The sequence below is a fragment of the Cupriavidus sp. OTU4054 genome (genome assembly GCF_038440175.1).
GTDB classification, from domain to species: Bacteria; Pseudomonadota; Gammaproteobacteria; order Burkholderiales; family Burkholderiaceae; genus Cupriavidus; species Cupriavidus pauculus_D.
In genome coordinates this window covers 224031-249780 of record NZ_JASATF010000005.1, presented here as the reverse complement: position 1 = coordinate 249780, position 25750 = coordinate 224031, and the positions used below count along the sequence as shown (strand labels likewise).

Sequence of the window (25750 nt, the reverse complement as noted above, 5' to 3'; positions counted from 1 at the left end):
CCAACGTCCCCATGCTGACACTCGACCAGATCGAAACGCTGTTCGCCAACCACGGCACCAACTACTACGGCGACGAGGCCATCAGCCAGACCGCGCATGCGCTGCAATGCGCGCAGCTGGCCGAGCAGGCCGGCGAGCCCGAGGCGCTGATCGTCGCCGCGCTGCTGCACGACGTGGGCCACCTGATGCTCGCCGAGAGCTCGACCACCGATATGCGCCATCAGGAAGCCGCGGCGGGCGCGCTCGCCGAACTGTTCGACGACGCCGTGACGGAGCCCGTGCGCCTGCATGTGGCCGCCAAGCGCTATCTGTGCGCGCGCGATGCCGGGTATCACGACACGCTGTCGCCGGCATCGGTGCACAGCCTGGTGCTGCAAGGCGGGCCGTTCGACGCGGCGCAGGCCGACGCGTTCGCGCGGCAGCCGCATGCACTGGCCGCGGTGCGCCTGCGCCGGTATGACGATCTCGCGAAGATCGTCGATCTGCGGACGCCGCCGTTGTCGCACTACATGGAGATGGCCGCGCGCTGCGTGCGCGCTTCGGCCTGACGCGTCGGGAGAAGTCAGCTGGCGACGATCGTCGCCAGCCGCTCGACAGCGTCGTCGAGATTGCCACTGTTGTCGAGCTCGACGAGCCAGCACTCCGCCGGCACATCGAACGGCTGCGTCGCGCGCGCCAGGCGCGCCGCGATCGCATCCTCGGACTCGCGGCCGCGCTGGCGCAGCCGCTTGCCCAGCACCTCGGGCCGCACGCGCACATGCACCGCGCACAACGCCGGATAGCGCGCCACCGCATGGCGCAGATATTCGCGCGAACCATTGACGACGACACGCAGGCCCTGCGCGAGCCATGTCTCGATCTCGATGCCGATGCCGTAGTGCAGGCCATGGCTATGCCAATGCAGCGCCATGCAACCGAGCGCCTCGCGGCGATGAAACTCCTCGGGCGACAGCGCGACCGATGCCTCGTTGGCATCGGCCTCGCGCGTGATATAGCGATGCGCGATCACGATACGGTCGTCGTGGCCGAGCCGCTCGCGCAGCGCGCGCAGCAGCGAGTCCTTGCCGCTGCCCGACGGGCCCATGACGTAGAACAGCCCACTGCCCCGGCTCGGACCCTGCATGGGTGCGGCGACCTGCCGCGCGGCACCCGTCATGACACCATGTACGCGGCGCCCGCGCCATCGGTCACGGCGCCGTCGAACGCGTAGTGCCGCGCGATCGTGAAGTCCTCGCCACGCTGCGGCTGCACGAAGATCGCAATGCCATCGACATGCAGCGGCACACCGCGCAGCGGTGCCGTCAGGCGCTCGAGCAGCGCCATCGCATCGCGCTGCTCCGCTTCCGGCACCATGCCGGTCAGCGTGATATGGAACGTGAACGTCTCGAACAGATAGGGATAGCCCCACTGCGCGAGCATCGCGCGCTGGGCGTCGTTCAGCAGTGCCGGATTGCGGCGCGCGAGTTCCGCTTCGGTGGCGGGCGCGCGAAAACGCTCGAATGCGCGCACCGCATCGTCGGCCAGCGCATGCATGGGCTGAACGCCATGCTCGCCGAGGCACCATGCGATAAAGCCGCGCAGCGCGTGCAGTTCGAGCGAGGCGTCGAACGCGGTGCGCCCGTGCGCGAACGCGCGCGCGGCGGCGTCGAGCATCGTGGCATCGGTGCCTTCGGCGAGCCGGAATGGCGGCTTCAGCGTGGCGTGCAGCCCGTAATGCGCGGGCGCCTCCACCCATGCCGCGCGGCGCGGGTCGTCGAACGCCGGCGTCAGGCCTGCGCGACCCGCATCGGGGCAACGGCCGAGCCACTGCGCGCCAATCGTGCGATACGGTTCCGCGGGCGCGAGATAGATCGCGTAGCGATGTGCCTGCATACCGCCCTCGCTCAGGCCGCGAGGCTGGCGGTACCGTCGGCGATCGCGCCTGCTTCCACGAGCGGCAGCGGCAGCGTCGCGTGGCGCAGCTGGCCCCCGACGATGGCGGCGCACACGCGCGGGAGGCCGGGCTGGCTGTCATCGACGAGGATCGCATCGGCACGCAGGCCGGGCAGCAGCACGCCACGATCGGTCAGGCCGCCCGCGCGCGCGGGATTGCGCGACACGAGGTTCCAGGCGCCGGCGAGGTCCACGACGCCAAGCTGCGCAAGCTTGAACGCGGCCTGCAGCGGCGCCGGGTAGTAATAGTCGGAGGCCAGCACCGTGCACAGCCCCGCGCCGACCATCTCTGTCGCATTGGGGGCACCGGTGTGGCTCTGCCCCCGCATGACGTTCGGCGCGCCGAACACGGTCTCGTTGCCAAGCTGGCGCGCCGTGCGCGCGGCATCGACGGTCAGCGGGAACTCGGCGATCGCGCAGCCCTGCTGATGGTAGTGCTGCCGCGTGGCCACATCGGGATCGTCGTGCGAGGCCACGGGCAGGCCGGCCGCGCGCGCGGCGGCGATCAGGCGCGACATCGCCGCCGGTACGTCGGGGGCATGGCGGCTGGCCGTGCGCAGGCGCTCGCGGAACGTCTCCACATCGCACTCGGCGCGATCGGCGTACTGGGCCATCTTGCGCTCGTCCGTCATGCGGCGCGCCGTCGTCGGCAGGTGATCGTTGATCGCGAGCAGGCCCACGCGGCCATCGGCAATCCACGACATGGCGGTGTCGAGGCCGGACAGGTGATACGCCTCGAAGCGCAGATGCACGCGGTGCGAGGCACCGAGCACGTGCTGCAGCTGCGCCAGCGCATCGAACATGCGCAGCGCATAGGCTTCTCCACGCAGTCCGCCCTCCCACGACAGCGTAACGCCGTGGAACTCGGTCGTGATGCCGTGCGCGAGCAGCTGGCGATCGACGTCGATCAGCGCGCTCGCGTACGGAAAGCTCACACCGGGCCGCGGCATCACCGCGCGCTCGAACGCATCGCCGTGGATATCGACGATGCCGGGCAGCACGAGCAGGTTGCCCGCATCGATGCAGGCACCGCCGCGCGCGGGCTGCTCGGCGAGGCGCGTGCCGTCGATACCGAGCGTTGCGGGGCCAATGCCGCCGGTGCCAAGCACGCGGCGGCCCGTGATGCCGGCAAGCGGCTGATGGGTGTAGGAGGTCGTATGCATGAACGTCACGTTATTCCTGAGACATGACAAGCAGATGTCTAGACCAATATGCCGGGCATGCAGCACATGCCGCGCGCCCGCAAGGCGTTTCTACTCGGTGTCGCTGACGGTCAGCTGCACCCAGTCTCCCGCAAAGCGGGTCATGCTGTACTGCAGCGGCTGGCCGTCGAGATCGACGTTGAGTGCCTCCACCTGCAGTACCGGCCGCGTCTTCGGCTGGCTCAGCAGGCGCGCGACGGGCGCGGAAGGCATGGCCGCCGTGATGCGCGACCATTTGCGGGTGTAGTCGGCAATGCCGTAATGCGCGAGCGCGCGCGAGATCGAGTTCGTCTCGTGCAACCGCTCCGCAAGCCCGGGAAACCGTGCGGGATCGAAGTAGTGTTCGGCCACATCGATCGTCCGGTCCTCGGCCTTGCCGATCATCTGCACATGCAGGACCTGCGCGGTACGCGGAAGCCCCAGATGCCTGGCCACTTCCGGCGCGCGCAGCAGCTGCGACTCGACGATTTCGAGATGCCCGCGCATGCCCTGCGCGGCAAGGTTGCGCGAGAAGCGCGTGCGGCGGCCGATCGCATAGTCGATCGCATGCTCCTGCACGAACGTGCCGCGCCCCTGCTCGATGCGGACCAGCCCGCTCAGCTCCAGCTCGCCCATGGCGCGGCGAATCGTGTGGCGATTGACCGAGAAGCGCGTGGCCAGCTCGGGTTCGGGCGGCAGCTGCTCGCCCGGCCCGTAAAGCTTGTTGCGAATGTCATCCGCCAGCGCTTCGCCTATCTGGCGCCACACGGCCACACCCGAGCCGCGTTCGACTTCCCGTTCAGACATCTCGTCCCGCCTCGTGTCATCAAGCATTCATCAAAACCATGCGATTGTGCCTCAGCGCGGCGACGGCCGCGAGCCGGTGTGCGGGGTGGAAAGGATCGTCGGGCGCGTCATCAAAGCGTCATCCCTGTGTGGTCTAGTAGCGCCCAGTTGTGATAGTGTACATCTAAACGTATAGACGTATAGGGGTAAGAATGAAGACCCAAGATTCCGGCGATACCAACGTGGCGAATGCAGCGAATGCCGCCCGCGCCGCATGGATGCGCACGCTCGCGCTGTCGGGCCCGGACGCACTGGACACCGCATGGGACCGCCTGCTCGCCGACGGCGCGCAGATGCCCGCCTACCGCTTCCTGCGCAAACCCGAGAGCGGGATGACGATGGTCCGCGCGCGCGCCGGCGGCACCGGGGCGCAGTTCAACCTCGGCGAGATGTCCGTCACGCGCTGCGCCGTGGTGCTCGACACCGATGGTGTCGCGGGCGTGGCCTATCTGCAAGGCTGCGGCGGCCGTGGCGCGCGCCATGCGGAGCGCGCGGCGGTGCTCGATGCATTGCTGCAACTCCCCGCGTGGCATGACCGTATCCACGCGTCGGTGATCGCGCCGCTCGACGCGGCACTTGCCGCGCGCGCCGCGCGCGAGGCCGCCGAGGCCGCGCGCACGCGCGTGGAGTTCTTCACGATGGCACGCGGCGAGGACTGACATGACCCCTATCGATACCCACGACACCACCACGATGGCCTCCCTGTCCGCTCGGGTCGATGCCACGACGGGCCCGTCGCTGCTGCCCGGCTTCGACAACCCCGTCGACGACGCCCAGCAGGTCTTCCGCGCGGCGCTCGACGCGTTTGCCCATCCCGGCACGCTGCAGGCCCTGCCCGCCGCCAGCACGGGACTGCCGGACGGCCTGTCCCCGGCCATGACCGCCCTGCTGCTCACGCTCGCGGACAGCGACACGCCCGTCTGGCTGCCCGCCGATATCGGCTCGGCCGCGCGCGCGTTCCTGCGTTTCCACTGCGGCTGCCCGCTGGCGGAGACCCTGGGGCAGGCGACCTTCGTGTGCGTGCCCGCGGGCCACGCCGTGCCGCCGCTCGCGCAATGCGCGCAGGGCGACCCCGCTTACCCCGATCGCTCGGCCACGCTGCTCGTGGAAGTGTCGTCCCTCGCGAACACGGCCGCGCCCGACGACACGTTCGTGCTGCGCGGCCCCGGCATCGAGATCACGCAAGCGCTGTACGCGAGCGGCCTGCCCACCGATTTCCCCGCGCAATGGCGCGCCAACAACGCGGGCTTCCCGCTCGGCGTGGATCTGTTGCTGACCGCTGGCGACCGCTTCTGCGCGCTGCCGCGCACCACGCATCTGGAGGCCTGACATGTACGTAGCCGTCAAGGGTGGCGAACGCGCCATCCTCAACTCGTACCGCCGGCTCGACGCCTATCGGCGCGGCAACGTCGCGGTTCCCGAACTCACGCTCGCGCAGATTCGCGAGCAGATGCCGCTCGCGGTCTCGCGCGTGATGGCCGAAGGCTCGCTCTACGATCCGCACCTGGCCGCACTGGCCTTGAAACAGGCGGCCGGCGATCAGGTCGAGGCAATCTTCCTGCTGCGCGCCTATCGCACCACGCTTGCGCGCTTCGGCTATACGCAACCGCTCGATACGGGCGCGATGCGCCTGCACCGCCGGATCTCGTCGACGTTCAAGGATGTGCCCGGTGGACAGGTCCTCGGGCCGACCTACGACTACACGCAGCGGCTGCTCGATTTCTCGCTGGAAGTCGAAGGCAATGCCGAGCCCCATATCGAAGCCGGCACCGCTGCTGCCACCGCTGCTCCCACCACTGTCGCGACCGGCAAACCCGCCGCCTCCATGCCGCGCGTCACGACGCTGCTCGAAGCCGAATCGCTGGTGGAGATCGATGCGATTCCGCCCGGCGATCCCGCACCGCCCGACCTCACGCGCGAACCGCTTACGCTGCCCGCCGGCCGCGCCGCGCGCCTGCAGAACCTCGCGCGCGGCGACGAAGGCTTTCTGCTGTCGATGGGCTACTCGACGCAGCGCGGCTACGGCAATACGCATCCGTTCGCGGCCGAGATCCGCTATGGCAACACCGAGGTCGAACTGTTCGTCGAGGAGCTCGGCTTCGCCGTGACCATCGGCGAGATCGAAGTGACCGAATGCCAGATGGTGAGCCAGTTCGCGGGCAGCGCCAACGAGGCGCCCCGCTTCACCCGCGGCTATGGCCTCGTGTTCGGCTATGGCGAGCGCAAGGCCATGTCGATGGCACTGGCCGACCGCGCGATGCGCGCGGCGGAGCTCGGCGAAGCCGGCGACGCACCGGCCAACGATATCGAGTTCATGCTCTATCACAGCGACAACGTCGAGGCCTCGGGCTTCGTCCAGCATCTGAAGCTGCCCCACTACGTCGACTTCCAGGCCAACCTCGAACTGCTGCGCCGCCTGCGCGCGGAACAGGCCGACGCGTCGGCGCCGGCCTCGCGGCAACCGCTCGCGGCCGACACCGACACCCCTATCGCTCCCCAGCCGCAAGAGGAGACGCTCGCATGAGCCAGTCCGTGAATCCGTTCAGCGACCGCGAAGCCGCCGCCACCAAGGTGGCGCGCGACGACCACTACAACTTCGGCTACCTCGACGAATCGACCAAGCGCATGCTGCGCCGCGCACTGCTGAAGGCCGTGGCCATCCCGGGCTATCAGGTGCCGTTCGGCAGCCGCGAGATGCCGCTGCCGTATGGCTGGGGCACCGGCGGCATCCAGGTGACCGCCGCGATCATCGGCACGCGCGATGTGCTGAAGGTCATCGACCAGGGGTCCGACGACACCACCAACGCCATCAACATCCGCCGCTTCTTCGGCCGCGTGACGGGCGTCGCCACCACGGAACGCACGCACGACGCGACGATCGTGCAGACGCGCCACCGCATTCCCGAAACGCCGCTGCGCGCGGGACAGGTCATGGTGTTCCAGGTGCCGATTCCCGAGCCGCTGCGCTGGCTCGAGTCGAGCGAAGCGGAAACGCGCACGATGCATTCGCTGGCCGAGTACGGCGCGATGCACGTCAAGCTCTACGAGGACATCTCGCACCACGGCCATATCGCGACGACGTACGACTATCCGGTTATCGTCAACCAGCGCTACATGATGCGTCCCTCGCCGATTCCCAAGTTCGACAACCCCAAGCTGCACAACAGCCCGGCGCTGATGCTGTTCGGCGCGGGCCGCGAGAAGCGCGTCTACGCGGTGCCGCCCTATACGTCGGTCAAGAGCCTCGACTTCGTCGATCACCCGTTCACGGTCGAAAAGTGGTCGAGCTGCTGCGCGCAGTGCGGCGCCACCGACAGCTATCTGGACGAGATCATCACCGACGACGCGGGCACGCGCATGTTCGTGTGTTCGGACACCGAGTACTGTGCGGAACGCCGCCAATCCATCGAAGGAGCCGCAGCATGAGCGCGACGCCCCTCCTCTCGGTCCGCGACGTGAGCCGCACGTGGGACGGCATTCACGGCTGCCATGACGTCAGTTTCGATCTCTATCCGGGCGAAGTGCTCTGCGTGGTCGGCGAGTCCGGCTCCGGCAAGAGCACGCTGCTGCAGGCACTGTCGATGCAGGCCGCCCCGCAGCGCGGCAGCGTCTGGTACGACGTACGCGAACAAGGGCTGACCGATCTGGCCACGCTGTCGAGCGCGCGCATGCGATTGCTCGCGCGCACGGACTGGGGCTTCGTTCGCCAGCATGCGCGCGATGGGCTGCGCATGCAGGTCAGCGCGGGCGCGAATATCGCCGAGCGCCTGATGGCCGTGGGCGAGCGCCACTATGGCGACCTGCGCGAAATCGCCGGTGCGTGGCTGGAGAAGATGGAGATCGACCTCGCGCGTCTCGACGACATTCCCGCGACGTTCTCGGGCGGCATGCAGCAGCGCCTGCAGATCGCGCGCAACCTCGTCACGCATCCGCGCCTCGTGTTCATGGACGAACCCACCGCGTCGCTCGACGTCTCGGTGCAGGCGCGCCTGCTGGACCTGCTGCGCCGGCTCGTGAACGACCTCGGGCTCGCCGCCATCCTCGTCACGCACGATCTCGCCGTGGCGCGCCTGCTCGCGCACCGGACCATCGTGATGCAGGGCGGCCGCGTGGTCGAGCAGGGGCTGACCGACCAGATTCTCGACGATCCGCAACACCCGTACACGCAGCTGCTCGTGTCCTCCATCCTGCAAGGCTGATCGCAATGCACGACGACTCCCAACGCATGTTCGAGGTCCGTGGCCTCGGCAAGATGTTCACGCTGCACAACCAGGGCGGCATCCGCCTGCCCGTGCTGCAGGCGATCGACTTCGATGCGGCCCGCGGCGAATGCCTCGTGCTGTCCGGCCCCTCGGGCACGGGCAAGAGCACGCTGCTGCGCTGCCTCTATGGCAACTACCTGGCCACGGAAGGTTCCATCCGCCTGCGCGACACCGCGCAGGAAGGCGCCCCGTGGATCGAGCTGACCGATGCGCCCGAGCAGCACGTGCTGCGCCTGCGCCGCGACGTCATCGGCTACGTGAGCCAGTTCCTGCGCGCGATTCCGCGCGTCAGCACGCTCGACGTGGTGGCGGAGCCGCTGCAGCAGCGCGGCACGGCCCTGCCCGAGGCGCGCGAACGCGCCGCGGCACTGCTCGCGCGGCTCAACGTGCCGCGCCGCCTGTGGGACCTGCCGCCCGCGACGTTCTCGGGCGGCGAGCAGCAGCGCGTGAATATCGCGCGCGGCCTGATCGGCAACCACCCGATTTTGCTGCTCGACGAGCCGACCGCATCGCTGGACGCCGACAACCGCGCGGTCGTGGTGGCGCTTATCCGCGAAGCGCTCGACGCGGGCCGCTGCCTGATCGGCATCTTCCACGACGAAGCCGTGCGCGACGCCGTGGCCACACGCCTGCTGCCGTTGCAGCCCGCCGTGCATGCCACCGGCGCGGCGGCCTGACCCCTTCTTCGGACCTTCCGACATGTCCACAAGCTACCTCACGCACGCCACGCTCGTGCTGCCGGACCGGCTGCTCGCCGACAGCGCGCTGCTGATCGACGACGGCCATATCGTCGCCATCGAACCCGATGCCGCACAGGTGCCGTCGCGCGCCAGCGTGATCGACCTGCGCGGCCATACGGTCATGCCCGGCCTGATCGACGTGCACTGCGACGCCATCGAGAAGGAAGCCGAACCGCGCGCGGGCGTGCTGTTTCCGCTCGACTTCGCCGTGGCGCAGGTCGATCGCCGCAACGCGGCGGCCGGCATCACCACGCCGTATCACGCGCTGTCGTTCGCGAGCAACCAGTTCGGCGTGCGCAACAACGACACGGCCGCGACGCTCGTACGCACCGTGGCCGCATTCAACGCGCACAGCCTCGTCGATAACCGCATCCACTGCCGCTACGAAGTCACCGATCCGGCCGCCGTACCCGTGCTCGAGGCGCTGATGGACGAAGGCGCGGTCGATCTGCTGTCCGTCATGGACCACTCGCCGGGACAGGGCCAGTTCAAGACGCTGGATGCCTACCTGGCGTACATGATGGGCAACCACGGCATGACGCGCGAGGAGGCGGCGGACGCCGCCGCGAAGAAGCAGGCCGAACTCGAGGGCGCGCCCGAGCGCGTCAACCGCCTGCTGGACCGTGCGCGCCTGCACGGCATTCCGACCGCGAGCCACGACGACGATTCGCCTCAACGCATCGCCGCCATGCATGCGCTCGGCGTGCGGATGAGCGAGTTCCCGATCAACGTGGACACGGCGCGCGCCGCGAGGGATGTGGCGCTGCCCACGATCCTGGGCGCGCCCAATGTGCTGCGCGGCAGGAGCCAGAGCGGTTCGATGCGGGCGCTCGATGCGATTCTCGCGGGCGTGGCCAGCATCCTGTGTTCGGACTACCAGCCTTCGACGCTGATCGCGGCCGCGTTTGCGGCGGCGCGTCAGGCCGAACTGCCGCTCGACGCGGCACTGGCACTGGTCACGGCCAACCCGGCCGATGCCTGCGGGCTGGCGGACCGCGGCCGCCTGCGCGCCGGCGCACGCGCGGACGTCATCGCGGTCAGGACGGTGGCCGGGCAGCCGCTGGTCACGCATACGTGGTCGGCGGGACGGCTGGTGTTCGCGGCGGGATATCCGAACGAGCGTATGGAAAGCGAAAGCGTTCGGCAACGGGAGTCGCAGGCGGCTGTCGCCTGACGTCGCCGGCGCATCCTCTGACTATAGACGGCTACCCTGACGCCGCCTCTAGGATAATCACCGACGCCGGCACCCATCCCATTCCCCGGCGCGCCCCCTATAACTGATCATGTAGGGGCCGTCGAGGAGTCGTCATGCCATCCCGTCTTACCGCGCCAGCCGTGCTGCTGGCCACGCTGCTCTGCGCCGCGTGCACGCCGCCGATGCTCGCCGACCGCTCGAAGCCCATGCAGGGCCCGAGCGCGCCCAAGACTTACCCACCCGCGCCCGAAACCCGGTCGACCCCGATTCCCGCCCGCGTCATCGACATGGCCGGAGACTGCAAGCGGACCGAAGAAGACGGCTTTCGCGAGGACGCCATGATGCGCATCTCGCACAACGACGTGAAGACGCTGAGCTGGAAGCTATGGGTGTCGAAGCGCGGCTCGTGCGAATTCAATCTGTCCGAATTCAAACAGACGCAGCAGACACCGCATATCGAACTCGTCGCGCTCGATGGCAGCGGCTGCAAGCTGATGGTCTGGCAGGATCCGCGGCGCGTCACACTCGCGCATGCGCGCTGCGAAAAGCATTGCACGGCCGGCATCTACGAGCAGGCGTGGCCCGTGCTGTTCGACCCGCGCAGCGGCAACTGCGCGGACATCAAATAGGACGGCGCACCGGCTACTTTGCCTTGGGCACGCGCCCCATGAGGTAGAACTCGTCGTTCGGACGCATGGCGATCGTATTGGCCATGCGGTTGGAGAGCCCGAAGAACGCCGTGATGGCCGCGATGTCCCACGCGTCCTCGTCGCTGAAGCCGTGTTCCCGCAGCGCATCATAGTCGGCTTCCGAAACGCCGCGCGAGTCCTCGCAGACCTTCATCGCGAAGTCGAGCATCGCGCGCTGGCGCGGCGAAATATCGGACTTGCGGTAATTGGTGGCCACCTGATCCGCGATCAGCGGCTTTTTCTCGTAGATGCGCAGCAGCGCGCCATGGGCGACCACGCAGTAGAGACATTGATTGGCGCCCGACGTGGCCACCACGATCATCTCGCGGTCGCCCTTGGTCAGGCTGCCCGTCTCCTTGAGCATCAGCGCGTCGTGGTAGGCGAAGAACGCGCGAAACTCGTCGGGACGGTGCGCGAGCGCCAGAAAGACGTTGGGGACGAAGCCCGCCTTTTCCTGCACCTCGACGATCCGCGCGCGGATATCGTCGGGCAGGTCCTTCAGTTCGGGGACGGGAAACCGGCTAACGGGAAATCCGCTAACAGGAAGTGGGCTGATGGCGGTCATGCGAGTCTCCTCGGGGTATGGTCCCCGTCTGAAGCCGCATCTTACCGCCATCCGGCGCGGAGGCTTACTGCGACGTCGCGAACTGAATCCGATGCAGCCCCGCATAGAGGCCGTTGGCCGCCAGCAGTTCCGCATGGCTGCCCTGCTCGGCCACACGGCCATGTTCGAGCACGACGATGCGATCCGCGTTCTCGATGGTGGAGAGCCGGTGCGCGATCACGAGCGTGGTGCGGCCGACCATCAGCGACTCGAGCGCGGCCTGCACCTGGCGCTCGGACTCCGAGTCCAGCGCCGACGTGGCTTCGTCGAGGATCAGGATCGGCGCATCCTTGTAGATCGCGCGCGCGATGGCCAGACGCTGGCGCTGGCCGCCCGACAGTTTCATGCCGTTGTCGCCGATATTGGTCTCCAGACCTTCCGGCAGACCGCTGACGACATCCGTCAGGTAGGCCGCCGCCAGCGCGCGCTCCACGCGCGCCATGTCGATCTGCTCGCCCGGATGCACGCCATAGGCAACGTTCGCGGCGACGGTGTCGTTGAACAGCACCACGTCCTGGCTCACGAAGGCAATCTGGCGGCGCAGATCGGCCAGCGCGAACGCGTCGATCGACTGGCCGTCCAGCAGGATGCGGCCTTCGGTCGGATCGAAGAAGCGGGGCACGAGGTTGACCAGCGTGGTCTTGCCGCTGCCCGAAGGCCCGACCAGCGCCACGACTTCGCCGGCCGAGGCCCGGAACGCGACGTTCGACAGCGCCGCGCGTCCCGCATCGCCATAACGGAAGCCCACGTTCTCGAACGCGAGATCGCCCTTGGCGCGCGCAAGCGGCAGTCCGCCCTGCTGCGGCTCGATCGGTTCGTCGATCAGCCCGAAGATCATCTCCGCGGCCGTCACGCCGCGCTGCAGCGGCTGGTTCAGGTCGGTCAGGTGCTTGAGCGGCGAGATCAGCAGCAGCATGGCCATCACGAAGCCCGTGAAGCCGCCCACCGTGGTCTGGCTGGCCTGCGACTGCACCACGGCGATAGTCAGGATCACCGACAGCGCCAGCGACGCCAGGAATGCCGTCACGGGCTGATTCAGGCCGCCCGCCACGGCCATGCGCATCGAATAACCGCGCAGGCGCTCCGCCATGGTCTGGAAGCGATCCATCTCGTACGCCTCGCCGCCGTGCAGCTTGACGACCTTGTAGCCGCCGGCCGCTTCCTCGACCACATAGGCCGCGGTGTTTGTCATCGCCTGGTGTTCGCGATTGAGCTTGCGCAGGCGACGATTCACGCGCGACATCACGAAGCCGATGGACGGCAGCAGCACGGCCACCACGAGCGTCAGGCGCCAGTTCGTGTAGAACAGGTAGATCAGCAGCGCGAGCACGGTCAGCGAATCGCGCACGAGCGTGATGAGCACGCCTGTGAGAATCTGCATGACCTGGTTGACCTCGAACACCACCGCGTTGATCAGCGAGGCCGCGGTATTGCGGTGATAGAACAGCGCCGGCGCATGGAGCATGCGCTCGAACATCTGCAGCCGCATCGTCTTGAGCACGTTGTTGGACACGCGGCTCAGCAGGTAGCCCGACGTGAACTGCGCCACGCCGCGGATCAGCGCCACGCCAGTCAGCAGCGCCGGCACGTGCCAGAGCTTGCCCGCGTACGCGCCGCCAAAGCCCTTGTCGAGCAGGTCGTTGACGATCTTCGGGATGATGCCCTCGCTGGCCGCCACCACGCCCATCGCCAGAATCGCGAGGAGGAAGGTACGCAGCTCGGGCCGCAGGTAGGTCCAGACGCGGCGGAGCGTATCGCGCTCCTGCAGCGACGTCTTGACCAACGATGATTGTGCTTGCTTGTCTTTCACATTGACTCCACCCCGTTTGCGCGGGGAGTGCTTCTTAATCCGGGGGCATCGGCCGAAGGCCGATCGCAGGGGCGCGGTGGAGGACACAAGTCCCGCTAGAATAGCGGGTCTGTGGGAGCGCCCTCGCCGAACCGGTCGGGCCGGGCTCCATCGCCACCATCTCTATGAAAATCTCTGCCGTCCTGATCACCAAGAACGAGGCTCACAACATCGCCGAGTGCCTGGCGTCCGTTTCCTGGTGCGACCGCGCGATTATAGTGGATTCGGGTAGCACGGACGGCACCGTGGAGATCGCGCGCTCGCTCGGCGCGGACGTCTATCAGACCGATACGTGGCCCGGCTTCGGCCCGCAGAAAAACCTCGCGCTGTCGAAGGTCCAGACCGAATGGGTGCTGTCGATCGATGCGGACGAGCGCGTCACGCCCGAACTGCGCGATGAAATCCTCGCCGCGATCGAATCCGGCAGCGCGGATGCCTATGAAATGCCGCGTCTTTCCCGGTTCTGCGGCCGCTTTATCCGCCACGGCGGCTGGTATCCCGACTATCTGACGCGCGTGTTCCGCGTGGGCAAGGCCCGCTTCACCGACGACCTCGTCCACGAGAACGTGGTCGCCGACCAACCCGTGGCAAGGCTGCGCACGCCGCTGCTCCACTATACCTACGACGATTTCTCGCAGGTCCTGCGCAAGATCGACCAATACTCGACCCTGGGCGCCCAGCAGGCGTTCCGCCGCGGCAAGACGGCCACGGTAGCCAGCGCGCTCGGCCACGGCGTCTGGGCGTTCCTGCGCACGTGGGTATTCCGGCGCGGCTTTCTCGACGGCGCGCAGGGGCTCGGCGTGGCGCTGATGAACGGCCAGGCCAGCTACTACAAGTACGTCAAGCTGTGGCTGCTGTGCCGGCAGGCGCGGCAACCGGACGACCGGTCAGCGACGCCACCACGCGGCTGAACGCCTCGGCGGTCGGCGCCAGGCCCAGGCCCGCGACAAACCCGCGCGCGTGGTCCAGCAGCGTCTGACGCAGCGCCGCATCGCGCAGCGCGCGCGTCATGGCATCGGCCAGCGCATCGACGTCGCCCACGGGCACCAGCAGCCCCGCGCGGCCATCGTCGAGCATTTCGCGCGGCCCCACGGGGCAGTCGGTGCTCACCACCACCTGATCGAGCGCCAGCGCCTCCACGAGGACATTGCCCAGCCCTTCCATGCGCGAGCTGAACGCCATCAGCCTTGCATGACGCATCCATGGGAAAGGATTGGACTGAAAGCCCGCGAAGCGCACGCGCTCGGCGAGGCCGAGCTCGCGCGTCAGTGCCTCCAGTTGCGCGCGCGACGCGCCCTCGCCGACGATGACGAGATCTTCGGCGACCCCATCGCGCACGAGCCGGGCATAAGCCTTCAGCAGCGTCGTGAAGTCCTTCTGGCTCTCTTCCAGCCGTCCCACGGAAACGATGTACGGCGCCGTCGGCAACTCGGGCAGCGCCACATCGCCCAGCGAGCGGATACGCGAGAGATCGAATGCGTTGTAAAGCTTCACGAACTTGTCGGCGGCTTCGGGAATCAGCCGCTTCGCGTCCGCGAGCATGCTCTCGTTGAGCATGACCACGCGATCGTAGTCCACGCGGCACTGGTGCCGGAGCTTGCGCAGCTTGCGGCCATGGCCCTGCGCGAGGTGCGCCACGCTGAAATGCTGATAGCCGATCATCGGCACGGGCAGGCGCCCAGTCAGCCGCGACAGCGACATGTCGTAGTCCACCACGACCTCGTACGCCCGGTCGGACAGGGTCTTCCGGAAGCGGCGATTCATCAGCGGCTTGCGCACCGGCGGCAGCAGCACCTCTTCGTACAGCTTGCCGAGCGGCCCGAGCTTGCGTGCCTTCTTGAGCTGACGGCAATGCGACAGCCAGCGTTCGGGGGCAAGCACGTGCACCTTCACATGCGAAGGCAGCCGCGCGCGAAAGTGGTTCTCCAGCGCGTCCGACGGATAGGTCACGGTCAGTCCGACGTCGAAGCGAGCCGGATCGAGCGAAGCAAGCAGCGAGACCAGCGCGGTCTCGATACCGCCATGCAGGAAGTGCGTGACGTGGAACAGGATGCGTGTGCGGGGGTCGCGATGGCCCAATGCGTCAGCCATAGATCATCCGCACGCCGTCGCCACCATCGTTGGAGAGCGCATTGCGGAAGCTCGTCAGCGCATCGTCGGACGGCGTGATCTGCCACTGCGCGCCGAGCGTCGCCTCGCACTGCGCATTGCGATTGGTATAGCGAATGCGCACGGGCACGCCGGGCGTGCGCGATACGTTCGCCAGATACGGCGTCAGCAGTTCGCGCAGCCGCTCGGTCGAGGCATTGCCATTGAAGGCCAGGCAGACCGCATCGGCGTATTCGGCGCGCGCGGACACGAGGTCCATCACGGACTCGGCCGTGAAGCGCACACCGCCCGTGAACGTATCGTGGCGCGCATTGCCCTTGGCGATCAGCAGTTCGTCCTCGCGGAACATATGCCGGTTGGCGTCGAACAGCTCGTTGAACACCGTCATCTCGACCTGCCCGGTGCCGTCGTCGATCACCACGATCAGCATCTTGCCGCGCTGCGTCATCTGCGTGCGGATGCCCGCGATCACGCCCGCGATGGTCTTGCCGCGCACGTCGCGGCCGTAGCCGCCGCCGTTGCCCTGCACCTCCTTCTCGAGGTTGCCGAGCGTGCCCTTGACGAAGCGGCGCACTTCCTCGCGCCATGCATCGAACAGGTGGCCGGAGAAGTAATAGCCGAGCGCCTGCTTCTCTTCCTGCAGCGTGCGCTTCATCGACCAGCGCGGCTCATCGACGAGCTCGGGCCGGTGCGCTTCCGCGGACGCGTCGTCCATCAGGTCGAACAGCGAGACCTGGTTGGCCGACTCCGCCTTCTGCTCGGCCGCTTCCATGGCGATGGACACCGACGCCAGCAGTTGGCCGCGATTGTCGTTGAGGCTGTCGAACGCGCCCGCGCGGATCAGCGCTTCGATCGTGCGGCGGTTCACCTGCCGGCGATCGACGCGCTCGCAGAAATCGAACAGGTCGCGGAACGGCGCCTCTTCGCGCGCGCGCAGGATATCCTCGATGGCGCCCTGCCCCGATCCCTTGATGCCGCCCAGGCCGTAGCGGATGGTCTTGGCATCGGTCGGCGCGAAGCGGTACTCACTGGCATTGACGTCCGGCGGCAGCACCTTGATGCCGTTGACGCGGCAGTCCTCGTACAGGATCTTGACCTTGTCCGTGTCGTCCATGGCCAGCGACATGTTGGCCGCCATGAATTCGGCCGGATGATGCGCCTTGAGCCACGCCGTGTAGTACGCGAGCAGCGCATACGCGGCCGCGTGCGACTTGTTGAAGCCGTAGCCCGCGAACTTCTCCATCAGGTCGAAGATATCGTCGGCCTGCTGCGACGAGAGGCCGTTCTTGGCGGCACCCTCGCGAAACAGTTCGCGATGCTTGGCCATTTCCTCGGCCTTCTTCTTGCCCATCGCGCGGCGCAGCAAATCGGCGCCACCGAGCGAGTAGCCGCCGATGATCTGCGCCATCTGCATCACCTGCTCCTGGTAGACCATGATGCCGTAGGTCTCCTTGAGCACGGGCTCCACGCGCGGATCCGGATACTCGACCTTCTCGCGGCCGTGCTTGCGCGCGCAGAAGCTCGGAATCAGATCCATCGGGCCCGGACGATACAGCGCCACGAGCGCGATGATGTCCTCGAAGCGGTCGGGCCTGGCGTCCTTGAGCATGCCCTGCATGCCGCGGCTTTCCAGCTGGAACACGGCGACCGTGTTGGCCGTCTTGAGGATGTCGAACGCGGGGCCGTCGTCGAGCGGAATATGGCTGCAGTTCCAGTCGGCCTTCGATGGATCGAGCCGGCGGATATAGCGCTCGGCCCAGTCGAGGATCGTCAGCGTGGTCAGGCCCAGAAAGTCGAACTTCACGAGGCCGGCGGCTTCGACGTCGTCCTTGTCGTACTGGCTCACCACGCCGCTCATGCCGTCGTTCTGCGCGCCCTGCGTGTACAGCGGGCAGAAATCGGTGAGCTTGCCCGGGGCGATCAGCACGCCGCCCGCGTGCATGCCGACGTTACGCGTCATGCCCTCCACGCGCTGCGCGAGCTCCAGCAGCTGGCGGACTTCTTCCTCGTTGTTCTCGCGCTCGGTCAGCAGCGGCTCTTCCTTCTTGGCCTCCTCGATCGTCACGAGCTTGCCGGGCTTGAACGGAATGAGCTTCGCGACGCCATCGACGAAACCGTAGCCGAGGTCGAGCACGCGGCCCACGTCGCGCACCGCGGCCTTGGCCGCCATCGTGCCGAACGTCGCGATCTGCGATACCGCGTCCTTGCCGTACTTCTCCTTCACGTACGTGATCACGCGATCGCGGCCGTGCTGGCAGAAGTCGATATCGAAGTCGGGCATCGAGACCCGTTCCGGGTTCAGGAACCGCTCGAACAGCAGCGCGTACTTGAGCGGATCGAGGTCGGTAATGCCAAGCGCGTATGCCACGAGCGAACCGGCGCCCGAACCCCGGCCGGGCCCGACAGGCACGCCGTTGTTCTTCGCCCAGTTGATAAAGTCCGCCACGATCAGGAAGTAGCCCGGGAACCCCATCTTGATGATGGTGCCGGTCTCGAAGTCGAGCCGCGCGTGGTACTCGGCGCGCTTGGACTCGCGCACCGTTTCGTCGGGGTACAGCACCTCGAGCCGGCGCTCGAGGCCTTCGCGCGCCATCAGCACGAGGTAGTCGTCCAGCGACATGCCGTCGGGCGTCGGGAACAGCGGCAGACGCGGCTTGCCGAGCTCCAGCGTCAGGTTGCAGCGCCGCGCGATCTCCACGGCGTTCTGCAGCGCGGACGGGATATCGGCGAACAGTTCGCACATCTCGTCCTGCGTCTTGAAATACTGGTCCGTCGTGAACTTGCGCACGCGGCGCGGGTTCGCGAGCAGCTCGCCCTCGGCGATACACACGCGCGCCTCGTGCGCGGTGAAATCGTCGGGCGTCATGAACTGGACCGGATGCGTGGCCACCACGGGCAGCTGCATCGATGCGGCCAGCTGCACGGCCTGCTGCACGTAGGCATCGGTGCCGGGCAGGCCCGCGCGCTGCAGTTCGATGTAGAAGCGCTGCGGGAACACGCGCGCCCAGTGCTGCGCGGCGCGCCGCGCGCCTTCCACATTGGCGTTGGCCAGCGCGAGGCCGATATCGCCGCCCATCGCGCCGGACAGCGCGATCAGGCCCGTGGAGAGCGGCAGGCCCTCTTCGCCCGGCTCGTCGAACCATCCCGCCTCCAGCTCCGCGCGGCCGCGGTGCTGATTGCCGAGCCATGCGCGCGACAGCATCGTGCACAGGTTCAGGTAGCCGCGCTTGTCCTGCACGAGCAGCAGCAGCCGCGACGGCTTGTCGCGGTCGTCGCCATTGGCGATCCAGACGTCGGCGCCGACGATCGGCTTGACGCCGCCGCCGCGCGCTTCCTTGTAGAAGCGGATCAGGCCGAAGGCGTTGGCGAGGTCGGTCAGCGCGAGCGCGCCCATGCCGTCGGCGGCGGCGGCCTTGACGGCATCCTCCAGGCGGACGATGCCGTCCACGATGGAGTATTCGGAATGCAGGCGGAGGTGTACGTAGCGGAGCGCGGACATTGGCGGGCAGGGAATCTCAGGCCGACATTGTACCGGCAGCCCCCGCCCGCGGGGACCGCGATTTTTGTCCCCGATCATGCGGCGGGCGCGCCCGAAGCGTATAATTTCGCGTTTCCAATCAGGCAGTTACTACGTGCGCAGGCTCGTGGTCGAGCAGTGTTCCCATGCAGATCGTCAACATTTCCGCTTACAAATTCGTCTCCATCGACGATATCGAACCGCTGCGTTCGGAAATGCGCGCGCGCTGCGAGGCGCTCTCGCTCAAGGGCACGATCCTGCTGGCGCCCGAAGGGATCAACATGTTCCTGGCCGGCCCGCGCGAGGCCATCGACGGCTTTATGGCGTGGCTGCACGCCGATGCGCGCTTCGCGGACATCGCGCCGAAGGAAAGCCTGTCCGAGAACCAGCCGTTCAAGCGGATGCTGGTCCGGGCGAAGAAGGAAATCATCACGATGAAGATGCCGCTGATCCGGCCCGAAGCCGGACGCGCGCCGTCTGTCAGCCCCGTCGATCTCAAGCGCTGGCTCGACCAGGGCCACGACGACGCCGGGCGCCCCGTGGTGATGCTCGACACGCGCAATGCGTTCGAGGTGGCCGTGGGCACGTTCGAGGCCGCCGTCGAGTACGACATCGCCAAGTTCAGCGACTTCCCGCCGGCCGTCGCCGAGCACCGGGCCGATTTCGAAGGCAAGACCGTGGTGTCGTTCTGCACGGGCGGCATCCGTTGCGAGAAAGCCGCGATCCATATGCAGGAAGTCGGCATCGAGAACGTCTACCAGCTCGAGGGCGGCATCCTCAAGTATTTCGAGGAAGTCGGCGGCAGCCACTATCGCGGCGACTGCTTCGTGTTCGACTATCGGACCGCGTTGAACCCGAACCTCGAGCCGTCCGGCCCGGTCCAGTGCTTTGCGTGCCGCGCCGTGGTGACGGCCGAGCAGCAGCAGGATCCCGCGTATGTGGTCGGCAAGAGCTGCCCGCAGTGCGCCTCGGTCGCAACCGCCGGCGCCGCAGCCTGAACCTGAACCTGAGCTTCAGGCGGCCAGCAGCAAATAAAGATTCCGCAGCATCGCCGCGGTGGCGCCCCAGATAAAGCGGTGGCCACCCTCCTCGCGCGGATACGGCATCGCGTAGAACTTCCGCTCGCCATCGACCCAGCGCAATAACCGGCGCTCGTGGCGCGCCGGATCCATCAGGAACGCGAGCGGCACCTCGAAGACTTCCGCCACCTCGCCCGCATCGGGGCGCAGCACGTAGCCGGGACGCATCAGCCCGACCACGGGGCTCACGTGATAACCGGTACCCGTGATGTAGTCCGGCAGCGTGCCGAGCACCTCGACGTAATCGGGGCCGACGCCGATTTCTTCTTCCGTCTCCCGCAGCGCCGTGGCCACGCGATCGGCATCGTATGCCTCCTGCCGTCCACCGGGAAAACTGATCTGCCCCGCATGCGCGTTGAGGTTGGCATTGCGCTGCGTAAAGAGGACCCAGAGCCCATCCTCGCGCGCCACCAGCGGTACGAGCACGGAGGCATTGCGCAGCGCGCGCGATTTGTCGTAGACGCGCGATTCGTCCGTCAGCAGCGGCTCCCAGGCCGGTGGCGGGGACTGCAGCCGGCGCCGGATGAATTCCGGCTCCATGCGGGCGTGGGAAAGGGGAATGCCGCGGATGTCGGTGTCGATGACAGGCAGCGTTTCGGGATCGAATATCGGGCGCATAACGGAGCAAGTATGACAGAGCGCCGCGCGCGGTGCAGGGACCAACAAAAAAGGCACCCGAAGGTGCCTTTCGCAACGCCATGCGCCGCCGGTTGCCCGGCGGGGATGCCGGTCCTTACTGTGCAGCCTTTGCAGCGGCAGCAGCCTTCGACACCAGCTTTTCCTTGATACGCGCGGACTTGCCCGAGCGCTCACGCAGGTAGTACAGCTTCGCGCGACGCACGTCGCCGCGACGCTTCACCTCGATGCCAGCGATCAGCGGCGAGTACAGCTGGAACGTACGTTCCACGCCTTCGCCCGACGAGATCTTGCGCACGATGAACGACGAATTCAGGCCACGATTGCGCTTGGCAATCACGACGCCTTCATAAGCCTGCACACGCTTGCGGTTGCCTTCGACCACGTTCACGCTGACGATCACGGTATCGCCGGGGGCGAATGCCGGAATGGTCTTGTTGGCGGTCAGACGGGCGATCTCTTCCTTCTCGATCTGCTCGATGATGTTCATCGTTTTCTCCTTGACCATCGTGCCGGCGTTAAATGCCCCGGATTTTCCGGGCCCCGGCAGAGGATGGGGTTATCACTTGGCGGGAGCAGGCTCCCGCCCTTCTTTCGCAGCCCATTCCGACAGGAATTTCTCGTCGGCACGGGTCAGCAAACCTTGCCCGCGCGCGGCCTCGATCAGGTCGGGACGCTTGCGCACGGTATTGGCCAGCGCCTGCTGGCGCCGCCATTTCTCGATCTCGGCATGATGGCCGCCCAGCAGTATATCGGGCACCCTCACACCTTCATATTCTTCCGGCCGCGTGTAATGCGGGCAGTCCAGCAGTCCGTTGACAAAGCTGTCCTGCACGGCCGACTGCGCATCGCCGAGTACCCCCGGCAGATGCCGCACCACCGCGTCGATCAGCGCCATCGCGGGCAGTTCGCCCCCGGACAGCACGAAATCGCCGAGGCTGATTTCCTCGTCCACGCGGCGGTCGATCAGACGCTGGTCGATCGCCTCGTAGCGCCCGCACAGCAGCACCAGTCCGGGCCGTTGTGCCAGCGACATCACCTTTGCATGCGTCAGCGGCGCACCCTGCGGCGACATCAGCACCACATGGGGCTTGTCCACGCCGGCCTGCGACTGCGCCGCGCCAGCCGCGTCAATCGCGTCCTCGAGCGGCCTGGCCAGCATGACCATCCCGGGACCGCCACCATACGGCCGATCGTCGATCGTACGGTAGTTGTCTACGGTAAAGTCGCGTGGATTCCACGTGCGCAGCGCGTAACGCTGCTGCTTGGCCGCCCGGCTGGTGATACCCCAGTCGGTCAGCGCACGAAACATCTCGGGAAACAGCGTGATCACATCGAACTGCATCCGCGCCTCCCTTGCTTCAGTAGTCGAGTCCCCAGTCCACGACGATCCGCTTGCCGGCAATATCGACGGTACGCAGATAGACGTCCACGAACGGGATCAACCGCTCGTCGGCACTGCCATCGGCACCTTGATACGCCACCTGCAGAATCTGGTGGGCACCGTTGTCGATCAGGCCCGACACTTCGCCAAGCGCCTCGCCCTGTTCGTTGAACACGGCGCAGCCGATCAGATCGACCCAGTAGAACTCGTCTTCTTCCGGTGCCGGAAAGTCCGACCGCCGGATCCAGACACGGCGGCCCTTGAGCGCTTCGGCCACATTGCGGTCCGAGACACCCGTGGCCTGGGCCACGACGGTACCGCTGTGCTCGCGCGATTGCGCGATCTTCAACGCGACCCTGACACCGTCGGGTTGCGGGGTTGCCGGCAGCAACCACCAGCGCCGCGCATGGAGCAACGCGGAGGCGTCGTCCGCATGCGGCTGAACCTTGATCCAACCCCGAATGCCATACGCGGCGGCGACGTAGCCGACCTCGATGAGATCATCGGGCAACGGCTCCGTGTACAACAGTGCCTGCGGTAATGCTTTCGGCTGACCGCCTGCGCGATCCTCGCCCGCGGACGACCGGGGCGGCAGATTCAGTGGCTTGCGCGCGGGGCGCCCACTTTCCGAAGCCGACACGTACGCGCCTTGATCAATCAGGCAGCGACGGTGGCCTTGGCGGCTTGCTTCACCAGACGGGCAACGGTCGGCGACAGTTGCGCGCCAACGCCTTCCCAGTACGTCAGGCGGTCTTGCGCGACGCGCAGGCTTTCTTCCTTGCCAGCGGCCAGGGGATTGTAGAAGCCGATGCGTTCGATGAAGCGGCCGTCACGACGGTTGCGCGAATCGGTAGCAACGATGTTGAAGAACGGGCGCTTCTTGCTGCCGCCGCGAGCCAGACGGATTACGACCATGGGTTATTCCTCGAAAAAAACGGGGGGTGTGCGAACACGAAACGCAAGAGTATAGCCCATTAACCGACCCCGAACAAACAAATAGCCGCCCCGGCGTCAAACGCGCCGGCCCGTGCGGCGCATAGCCGACAACGCGGGTCTGGATGTCGCGCCGGGTGTAGCGCCGGTGTGGCGTAGGAACGACGGGCCGGCCGCACGCGCGCCGCCTGCCATGTTTCGGCGGAATCGGCGCCCCGCACTGCCGTCGAAACGGTCGCCGAAACGGCCGCCGAACGCCCGCCCAAACGCCCGCAGAAACGCCCGCCGAAACGCGTCCTGCCGCGGCCTTGCCATCGATCGTGAAACCGGCCACCACGGCGCGATTCCGGTGCCTCCGGCAACGGGGAAACAATCCGTTACACCGGTAACGGGATTGGCATAGGCGGTCACGCGGACGCATGCGTAACATGAACCCATCGCCCGGTTTTTTCATTTTGGATATCTGTGTTCGGGCTTACTGGATTTCGCATGTTTGACCGCTCTCGCCTTCGCAGACTGGTGGCGGGCAGCCTGGTCGCCACCGGGCTGCTCGGCGGAATTGCCGCCAGTCATGCGCAAGTCTCCTTCTGGCAACACCTCCGCCACGCCGCGGGGGGCAATACCACGCACGGCACCGCGCACGGTCCCCGCGTGGCCGGTGGCATGGAGGTCGCCAGCGTGCGCGCCGAAAGCCGCGACCATGTGCGCGCGCAAATCGAACGCATGGAAGCGCGCGCACGCGCCGACGACCGTCTGAGTGGCCGCCCCGATCCGGACCGCCGCGACGATGGCCGCGGCGACGGACGTGCCGCGCGCGCGCCGGACCGCTCGGCGCAGGCCGATGCGCAAGGCGGCAACGACCCGCGCCCCACGGGCATGGGCCCCGGCTGGCAGGCGCGCAGCCGCGACGGCGGGCGGTAGTCCGATCCCGCGCCATCCCTGCATCCCGTGCGGCGCCCGCGGGCGGCCGGCGTACAATGTGCGCCAATGCCGCTCTGGGCGGCGCTTCCCTCGCCGCAACGATGCCTGTCGCCAGCCCCCGCCCTTCCGGTGCGCCTTCCGGTGCGTCCCCCGCGTTCGCGCCGGCCGTCCAGCCCCGCGGAAAATCCAAGCTGATCACCGTCGCGCTGGCCTTCGTGGCCGGCAGCCTGGGCGCGCATCGTTTCTATCTGAAGGGTGTTGGCGACAAGTTCGGCTGGCTCCATCTGCTCGCTACGGTGGCCGGCGCGATCGGCTTCGCCTCGCTGCTGCTCGACACCGGCAATCCCGCAATGAACTGGACGTTCGCCGTTGCCGGCGGCATCTCCGTGATCAGCGCATTCCTGACGGCCATCGTGTTTGGCCTGCGCCCCGACGAACAATGGGACGCACGCTACAACCCGCATGGCCAGCCGACCCGCTCGGGCTGGCCCGTCGTGATCCTCGTGATCCTGTCGCTGCTGATCGGCACCGGCCTGCTGATGGCCGGGCTCGCGATCAGCTTCCAGACGTTCTTCGAATCGCAGGTGGAAGCCGCCAAGGCGCTGTCCCAGTAATCGAGACGGCCGCTAGAACAACGACCCCTGCGCGCCGTCAGCGGCGGCCTGCGGCGCGCGCACCGGCGCCTTGGTGACGGTTGGCGGCCGGAACAACGTGGTATCGAGTCCGTAGCGGTCGTAGCGAAAGCCGAGCTTGTCCGCGGCCTTGTAGAAACGCTGCCGCATGAGATCGGCCCAGATCCCGCTGCCCCGCATGCGCGTGGCGAAATCCGCGTTGTACGCCTTGCCGCCGCGCATATCGCGGATGCGGTTCATCACGCGTTCCGCACGGTCGGGAAAATGCGCCTGCAACCATTGCTCGAACAGCGGTTGCACTTCCCAGGGCAGCCGCAGCACGATGTAGTTCGCATACACCGCGCCCGCCTCGCGCGCGGCCTCGAGAATGCGCTCCAGATCGGGCTCGGTGATAAAGGGGATGACGGGCGCCACGCTCACGCCCACGGGTATGCCCGCTTCCGACAAGGTGCGAATCGCGCGCAGCCGGCGGCTCGGCGTGGCCGCACGCGGTTCCAGCGTGCGGGCGATCTCGGCATCGAGCGTGGTGATGGTCAGCGCGGCCACCGCGAGCCGCTTCCGCGCCATCGGCGCCAGCAGATCGATATCGCGCTCGATCAGCGAAGACTTGGTGATCAGCGCGACCGGGTGGTCGCACTCGTGCAGCACCTCGAGAACGCCGCGCGTAATGCGATGCTCGCGCTCGATCGGCTGGTACGCATCGGTGTTGACGCCGAGCGCGATGGTCTCGCATCGATAAGACGGGCGGGCCAGCGTGTCGCGAAGCCGTTCGGCCGCGTTGGTCTTGGCGAATAATCGGGATTCGAAGTCGAGGCCCGGGGACAGGTCCAGGTACGCATGGGTGGGGCGCGCAAAACAGTAGATGCAGCCATGCTCGCAGCCCCGGTAGGGATTGAGCGAAGTATCGAACGGGATATCCGGCGACGCATTATGCGTGAGAATCGATCGCGCGCGTTCGATGGACACCTGCGTGACGAGCCGCGGCGGCGTATTGCCGTTGCCATCGCCGTCGCCATTGCCCCCGCCGCCCTCCGCTTCCGCCCAGCCGTCGTCGAACCGCTCGCGCTGGTCGCGCTCGAACCGCCCCTGCACGTTGGCCACCGCGCCGCGCCCTTTACGAGGCACCTCACGGGGAACGGGCGCCGCGGCGTAGGTATCCGGCGGGGGAAATTCGTCATGCTCGTCATGCGCGTCCATGCACCGATGATACTGTATATTTATACAGTATCCAAGCCATCGCG

Annotated in this window: 27 protein-coding genes; 13 read left to right on the top strand and 14 right to left on the bottom strand. The window is 67.2% G+C overall.

Translation table 11 applies throughout. The features are described from left to right. The first annotated feature begins 11 nt into the window (after positions 1 to 11). A complete protein-coding gene (locus tag AAHB16_RS09055; RefSeq protein ID WP_342050666.1) occupies positions 12 to 548 on the top strand; it encodes a phosphonate degradation HD-domain oxygenase in 537 nt (178 codons plus the stop codon). A gap of 14 nt (positions 549 to 562) precedes the next feature. Here the strand turns inward: AAHB16_RS09055 and phnN are convergent, their stop codons facing one another. The 4 genes from phnN to phnF all read right to left on the bottom strand — a co-directional run bounded on the left by phnN (position 563) and on the right by phnF (position 3920). Beyond that, positions 563 to 1156: a phosphonate metabolism protein/1,5-bisphosphokinase (PRPP-forming) PhnN gene (gene phnN / locus AAHB16_RS09050; RefSeq protein WP_342050665.1), complete on the bottom strand. Its 594-nt coding sequence runs from the start codon at positions 1154 to 1156 to the stop codon at positions 563 to 565. Continuing rightward, positions 1153 to 1872 (bottom strand): DUF1045 domain-containing protein, encoded by a 720-nt coding sequence (locus tag AAHB16_RS09045; protein ID WP_342050664.1) that lies wholly within the window; start codon positions 1870 to 1872, stop codon positions 1153 to 1155. Before AAHB16_RS09045 ends, phnN begins: the two co-directional genes overlap by 4 nt. A gap of 11 nt (positions 1873 to 1883) precedes the next feature. Beyond that, a complete protein-coding gene (locus tag AAHB16_RS09040) occupies positions 1884 to 3095 on the bottom strand; it encodes an alpha-D-ribose 1-methylphosphonate 5-triphosphate diphosphatase (protein ID WP_342050663.1) in 1212 nt (403 codons plus the stop codon). 90 nt (positions 3096 to 3185) lie between these two features. Beyond that, positions 3186 to 3920: a phosphonate metabolism transcriptional regulator PhnF gene (phnF, locus tag AAHB16_RS09035; protein ID WP_342050662.1), complete on the bottom strand. Its 735-nt coding sequence runs from the start codon at positions 3918 to 3920 to the stop codon at positions 3186 to 3188. A gap of 191 nt (positions 3921 to 4111) precedes the next feature. Here phnF and phnG point away from each other — a divergent pair, with 191 nt between their 5' ends. The 8 genes from phnG to AAHB16_RS08995 all read left to right on the top strand — a co-directional run bounded on the left by phnG (position 4112) and on the right by AAHB16_RS08995 (position 10785). Further along, entirely contained in the window at positions 4112 to 4618 is a 507-nt protein-coding gene (gene phnG, locus AAHB16_RS09030; RefSeq protein ID WP_342050661.1) for a phosphonate C-P lyase system protein PhnG, read from the top strand. Between the two features lie 34 nt (positions 4619 to 4652). After that, positions 4653 to 5288 (top strand): phosphonate C-P lyase system protein PhnH, encoded by a 636-nt coding sequence (gene phnH / locus AAHB16_RS09025; protein ID WP_342050683.1) that lies wholly within the window; start codon positions 4653 to 4655, stop codon positions 5286 to 5288. A gap of 1 nt (position 5289) precedes the next feature. Beyond that, a complete protein-coding gene (locus tag AAHB16_RS09020) occupies positions 5290 to 6483 on the top strand; it encodes a carbon-phosphorus lyase complex subunit PhnI (RefSeq protein ID WP_342050660.1) in 1194 nt (397 codons plus the stop codon). Then, complete coding sequence (locus AAHB16_RS09015; RefSeq protein WP_342050659.1) at positions 6480 to 7385, top strand: alpha-D-ribose 1-methylphosphonate 5-phosphate C-P-lyase PhnJ; 906 nt, start codon at positions 6480 to 6482, stop codon at positions 7383 to 7385. Before AAHB16_RS09020 ends, AAHB16_RS09015 begins: the two co-directional genes overlap by 4 nt. Then, entirely contained in the window at positions 7382 to 8158 is a 777-nt protein-coding gene (gene phnK, locus AAHB16_RS09010) for a phosphonate C-P lyase system protein PhnK (RefSeq protein ID WP_342050658.1), read from the top strand. The genes AAHB16_RS09015 and phnK overlap by 4 nt, the downstream gene beginning before the upstream one ends. A 5-nt stretch (positions 8159 to 8163) precedes the next feature. After that, complete coding sequence (gene phnL, locus AAHB16_RS09005) at positions 8164 to 8898, top strand: phosphonate C-P lyase system protein PhnL (RefSeq protein WP_342050657.1); 735 nt, start codon at positions 8164 to 8166, stop codon at positions 8896 to 8898. A 22-nt stretch (positions 8899 to 8920) separates the two neighbouring features. Then, positions 8921 to 10135, top strand: a complete 1215-nt coding sequence (locus AAHB16_RS09000; protein ID WP_342050656.1) for an alpha-D-ribose 1-methylphosphonate 5-triphosphate diphosphatase — start codon at positions 8921 to 8923, stop codon at positions 10133 to 10135. A 227-nt stretch (positions 10136 to 10362) separates the two neighbouring features. Next, on the top strand, positions 10363 to 10785 hold the full coding sequence (locus AAHB16_RS08995) for a hypothetical protein (protein WP_223851468.1): 423 nt from the start codon (positions 10363 to 10365) through the stop codon (positions 10783 to 10785). Positions 10786 to 10798: 13 nt separating this feature from the next. Here AAHB16_RS08995 and AAHB16_RS08990 read toward each other — a convergent pair whose 3' ends face one another. Further along, positions 10799 to 11410, bottom strand: a complete 612-nt coding sequence (locus AAHB16_RS08990; protein ID WP_342050655.1) for a peroxidase-related enzyme — start codon at positions 11408 to 11410, stop codon at positions 10799 to 10801. Positions 11411 to 11474: 64 nt separating this feature from the next. After that, entirely contained in the window at positions 11475 to 13232 is a 1758-nt protein-coding gene (msbA, locus tag AAHB16_RS08985; RefSeq protein WP_150373709.1) for a lipid A export permease/ATP-binding protein MsbA, read from the bottom strand. 191 nt (positions 13233 to 13423) lie between these two features. Here msbA and AAHB16_RS08980 point away from each other — a divergent pair, with 191 nt between their 5' ends. Next, positions 13424 to 14209, top strand: coding sequence for a glycosyltransferase family 2 protein (locus AAHB16_RS08980; protein WP_342050654.1), 786 nt, complete (start codon positions 13424 to 13426; stop codon positions 14207 to 14209). Here AAHB16_RS08980 and AAHB16_RS08975 read toward each other — a convergent pair. Together AAHB16_RS08975 and dnaE are read right to left on the bottom strand one after the other, a co-directional pair. Continuing rightward, complete coding sequence (locus AAHB16_RS08975) at positions 14139 to 15389, bottom strand: glycosyltransferase (protein WP_342050653.1); 1251 nt, start codon at positions 15387 to 15389, stop codon at positions 14139 to 14141. The genes AAHB16_RS08980 and AAHB16_RS08975 overlap by 71 nt on opposite strands. After that, positions 15382 to 18906 carry a DNA polymerase III subunit alpha gene (gene dnaE, locus AAHB16_RS08970; protein WP_150371010.1) on the bottom strand — a complete coding sequence of 1175 codons (3525 nt, stop codon included), beginning with the start codon at positions 18904 to 18906 and terminating at the stop codon, positions 15382 to 15384. Before dnaE ends, AAHB16_RS08975 begins: the two co-directional genes overlap by 8 nt. Before the next feature lie 164 nt (positions 18907 to 19070). Here dnaE and AAHB16_RS08965 point away from each other — a divergent pair, with 164 nt between their 5' ends. Beyond that, on the top strand, positions 19071 to 19922 hold the full coding sequence (locus tag AAHB16_RS08965) for a sulfurtransferase (protein ID WP_150371009.1): 852 nt from the start codon (positions 19071 to 19073) through the stop codon (positions 19920 to 19922). Positions 19923 to 19937: 15 nt separating this feature from the next. Here AAHB16_RS08965 and AAHB16_RS08960 read toward each other — a convergent pair whose 3' ends face one another. The 5 genes from AAHB16_RS08960 to rpsP all read right to left on the bottom strand — a co-directional run bounded on the left by AAHB16_RS08960 (position 19938) and on the right by rpsP (position 22938). Continuing rightward, on the bottom strand, positions 19938 to 20621 hold the full coding sequence (locus tag AAHB16_RS08960) for a CoA pyrophosphatase (RefSeq protein WP_342050652.1): 684 nt from the start codon (positions 20619 to 20621) through the stop codon (positions 19938 to 19940). A 115-nt stretch (positions 20622 to 20736) separates the two neighbouring features. Further along, on the bottom strand, positions 20737 to 21129 hold the full coding sequence (gene rplS, locus AAHB16_RS08955) for a 50S ribosomal protein L19 (protein ID WP_150371007.1): 393 nt from the start codon (positions 21127 to 21129) through the stop codon (positions 20737 to 20739). 72 nt (positions 21130 to 21201) lie between these two features. Then, on the bottom strand, positions 21202 to 21984 hold the full coding sequence (gene trmD, locus AAHB16_RS08950) for a tRNA (guanosine(37)-N1)-methyltransferase TrmD (RefSeq protein ID WP_150371006.1): 783 nt from the start codon (positions 21982 to 21984) through the stop codon (positions 21202 to 21204). A gap of 16 nt (positions 21985 to 22000) precedes the next feature. Continuing rightward, entirely contained in the window at positions 22001 to 22663 is a 663-nt protein-coding gene (gene rimM, locus AAHB16_RS08945; RefSeq protein ID WP_342050651.1) for a ribosome maturation factor RimM, read from the bottom strand. Positions 22664 to 22680: 17 nt separating this feature from the next. Next, positions 22681 to 22938, bottom strand: coding sequence for a 30S ribosomal protein S16 (rpsP, locus tag AAHB16_RS08940; protein ID WP_150371004.1), 258 nt, complete (start codon positions 22936 to 22938; stop codon positions 22681 to 22683). A gap of 507 nt (positions 22939 to 23445) precedes the next feature. Here rpsP and AAHB16_RS08935 point away from each other — a divergent pair. After that, positions 23446 to 23877: a hypothetical protein gene (locus tag AAHB16_RS08935; RefSeq protein ID WP_150371003.1), complete on the top strand. Its 432-nt coding sequence runs from the start codon at positions 23446 to 23448 to the stop codon at positions 23875 to 23877. 101 nt (positions 23878 to 23978) lie between these two features. Continuing rightward, positions 23979 to 24491, top strand: a complete 513-nt coding sequence (locus tag AAHB16_RS08930; RefSeq protein WP_342050650.1) for an NINE protein — start codon at positions 23979 to 23981, stop codon at positions 24489 to 24491. 12 nt (positions 24492 to 24503) lie between these two features. Here AAHB16_RS08930 and AAHB16_RS08925 read toward each other — a convergent pair whose 3' ends face one another. Continuing rightward, positions 24504 to 25706 carry a PA0069 family radical SAM protein gene (locus tag AAHB16_RS08925; RefSeq protein ID WP_342050649.1) on the bottom strand — a complete coding sequence of 401 codons (1203 nt, stop codon included), beginning with the start codon at positions 25704 to 25706 and terminating at the stop codon, positions 24504 to 24506. Positions 25707 to 25750: the final 44 nt, after the last annotated feature.

Coding starts and splice junctions, on each gene's coding strand:
- AAHB16_RS09055 (WP_342050666.1), top strand. CDS start 12: ATGCTGACACTCGACCAGATCGAAACGCTGTTCGCCAACCACGGCACC.
- AAHB16_RS08965 (WP_150371009.1), top strand. CDS start 19,071: ATGCAGATCGTCAACATTTCCGCTTACAAATTCGTCTCCATCGACGAT.
- phnK (WP_342050658.1), top strand. CDS start 7,382: ATGAGCGCGACGCCCCTCCTCTCGGTCCGCGACGTGAGCCGCACGTGG.
- phnG (WP_342050661.1), top strand. CDS start 4,112: ATGAAGACCCAAGATTCCGGCGATACCAACGTGGCGAATGCAGCGAAT.
- AAHB16_RS09000 (WP_342050656.1), top strand. CDS start 8,921: ATGTCCACAAGCTACCTCACGCACGCCACGCTCGTGCTGCCGGACCGG.
- AAHB16_RS08990 (WP_342050655.1), bottom strand. CDS start 11,410: ATGACCGCCATCAGCCCACTTCCTGTTAGCGGATTTCCCGTTAGCCGG.
- rpsP (WP_150371004.1), bottom strand. CDS start 22,938: ATGGTCGTAATCCGTCTGGCTCGCGGCGGCAGCAAGAAGCGCCCGTTC.
- AAHB16_RS08935 (WP_150371003.1), top strand. CDS start 23,446: ATGTTTGACCGCTCTCGCCTTCGCAGACTGGTGGCGGGCAGCCTGGTC.
- dnaE (WP_150371010.1), bottom strand. CDS start 18,906: ATGTCCGCGCTCCGCTACGTACACCTCCGCCTGCATTCCGAATACTCC.
- AAHB16_RS09045 (WP_342050664.1), bottom strand. CDS start 1,872: ATGCAGGCACATCGCTACGCGATCTATCTCGCGCCCGCGGAACCGTAT.
- AAHB16_RS09040 (WP_342050663.1), bottom strand. CDS start 3,095: ATGCATACGACCTCCTACACCCATCAGCCGCTTGCCGGCATCACGGGC.
- AAHB16_RS08995 (WP_223851468.1), top strand. CDS start 10,363: ATGCAGGGCCCGAGCGCGCCCAAGACTTACCCACCCGCGCCCGAAACC.
- phnF (WP_342050662.1), bottom strand. CDS start 3,920: ATGTCTGAACGGGAAGTCGAACGCGGCTCGGGTGTGGCCGTGTGGCGC.
- AAHB16_RS08975 (WP_342050653.1), bottom strand. CDS start 15,389: ATGGCTGACGCATTGGGCCATCGCGACCCCCGCACACGCATCCTGTTC.
- AAHB16_RS08960 (WP_342050652.1), bottom strand. CDS start 20,621: ATGCGCCCGATATTCGATCCCGAAACGCTGCCTGTCATCGACACCGAC.
- AAHB16_RS08980 (WP_342050654.1), top strand. CDS start 13,424: ATGAAAATCTCTGCCGTCCTGATCACCAAGAACGAGGCTCACAACATC.
- AAHB16_RS08925 (WP_342050649.1), bottom strand. CDS start 25,706: ATGGACGCGCATGACGAGCATGACGAATTTCCCCCGCCGGATACCTAC.
- AAHB16_RS09020 (WP_342050660.1), top strand. CDS start 5,290: ATGTACGTAGCCGTCAAGGGTGGCGAACGCGCCATCCTCAACTCGTAC.
- AAHB16_RS09015 (WP_342050659.1), top strand. CDS start 6,480: ATGAGCCAGTCCGTGAATCCGTTCAGCGACCGCGAAGCCGCCGCCACC.
- trmD (WP_150371006.1), bottom strand. CDS start 21,984: ATGCAGTTCGATGTGATCACGCTGTTTCCCGAGATGTTTCGTGCGCTG.
- AAHB16_RS08930 (WP_342050650.1), top strand. CDS start 23,979: ATGCCTGTCGCCAGCCCCCGCCCTTCCGGTGCGCCTTCCGGTGCGTCC.
- rplS (WP_150371007.1), bottom strand. CDS start 21,129: ATGAACATCATCGAGCAGATCGAGAAGGAAGAGATCGCCCGTCTGACC.
- phnN (WP_342050665.1), bottom strand. CDS start 1,156: ATGACGGGTGCCGCGCGGCAGGTCGCCGCACCCATGCAGGGTCCGAGC.
- phnH (WP_342050683.1), top strand. CDS start 4,653: ATGGCCTCCCTGTCCGCTCGGGTCGATGCCACGACGGGCCCGTCGCTG.
- phnL (WP_342050657.1), top strand. CDS start 8,164: ATGCACGACGACTCCCAACGCATGTTCGAGGTCCGTGGCCTCGGCAAG.